This window comes from Dietzia sp. SLG310A2-38A2 (assembly GCF_014145095.1).
GTDB lineage: Bacteria > Actinomycetota > Actinomycetes > Mycobacteriales > Mycobacteriaceae > Dietzia.
In genome coordinates, this window is sequence record NZ_JAALDX010000417.1 from 17,741 (window position 1) to 19,197 (window position 1,457).

The 1,457-nt window shown below is 68.4% G+C and carries 1 protein-coding gene; it reads right to left on the reverse strand.

The genetic code is table 11. The features are described from left to right. Nucleotides 1–3: 3 nt before the first annotated feature. Nucleotides 4–915: a 30S ribosomal protein S2 gene (gene rpsB / locus G6027_RS14250; RefSeq protein WP_182637742.1), complete on the reverse strand. Its 912-nt coding sequence runs from the start codon at nt 913–915 to the stop codon at nt 4–6. Nucleotides 916–1,457: the final 542 nt, after the last annotated feature.

Here is a 1,457-nt window from a genome sequence, read left to right on the forward strand (position 1 = left end):
CGATCAGGCCTCGGTGGCCGGGGCCTCGGCGGTTGCGGCCTCGATCTCCTCGGCGTCGACCGCAGGGGCCTCGGCCACGGGGGACTCGGTGCCCGTGATCTCCGAGGCAGGTGCCTCGGCAGACTTCTCGGCCTCGGGCGCGGCGGTCTCGCCGGTCACCTGGTCGAGCTGCTCGGCCTCCCACTCGGCGAGCGGCTCGGCCTCGTCGCCGGTGGCCTTACCGGCCTGCGAGCGGGCCTTGAGGCCCTCGGCGACGGCGGAGGCGATGACCCGGGTCAGCACGCTGACCGAGCGGATCGCGTCGTCGTTGGCCGGAATCGGGTAGTCCACCAGGTCCGGGTCACAGTTGGTGTCCAGGAGCGCGACGACCGGGATGTTCAACTTGCGCGCCTCGCCGACGGCGATGTGCTCCTTGTTGGTGTCGACGATCCACACGACGGACGGGACCTTGGTCATGTCCCGCATACCGCCGAGCGTGCGCGCCAGCTTGGTCATCTCACGCGTGAGCATGAGAATCTCCTTCTTGGTGCGTCCCTCGAATCCACCCGACTGCTCCATCGCCTCGAGCTCCTTGAGGCGGATGAGGCGCTGGTGCACGGTCTGGAAGTTGGTGAGCATGCCGCCCAGCCACCGCTGGTTGACATACGGCATCCCGACCTTGGCGGCCTCTTCGGCGATGGCCTCCTGGGCCTGCTTCTTGGTGCCGACGAACAGGACCGTGCCGCCGTGGGCGACGGTCTCCTTGACGAACTCGTACGCCTGATCGATGTACGTGAGCGTCTGCTGCAGGTCGATGATGTAGATGCCGTTGCGGTCGGTGAAGATGAAACGCCGCATCTTCGGGTTCCAGCGACGGGTCTGATGACCGAAGTGAGCGCCCGCGTCGAGCAGCTGCTTCATGGAGATAACTGCCATGGAAGGTTTGAGGGGCACGTCCGGCTTGGAAGCAGCCGGACCGCGAGGCCCTCGTCCTCGCTTTCTGGTGTGTATCGGGTTACGCCCGTGAACCGGTTGGTCCCGGGCCCTGGTGACCGCACCGGACCGAACCCCTGCAGAGCAGGGGCACCTACGGGTCCGGTGTCCGGTGAAGCCGGGGCTGTTCGGCCCCGGGTCCGGATGCTCCTCCCGAGGGAGGGGCAGGACACGCGAAGTCAATCGACGTGAGTCGACCGCATCGGCAATCATAACCCTCCAGCGCCTCTCGTCCAACACGCGGTAGATAGCGGTCCCGCCCCTGTGGAAGGTCGTCGCCCTCCTCCACAGCACGGTCCCTGTGTCGGGCCCCCCGCCGCGCGACCGGGTGTACTCGACCCGTGAGCACCCGGACCCCTTCCACCGCGACGCCCGGACCCGCGTCCGGACGCCCGTCGGCGATCGCGACGGCGGCCACGACGGTGACTGCACCGCTATCCGCGGCCATCGCGGTCTTGCTCGCCGTCCCTCCCGCCGCCGCCAGC

What these genes read in the sequence shown, in the direction of transcription:
- rpsB (WP_182637742.1), bottom strand. Translation starts at nt 915, where the DNA reads ATGGCAGTTATCTCCATGAAGCAGCTGCTCGACGCGGGCGCTCACTTC.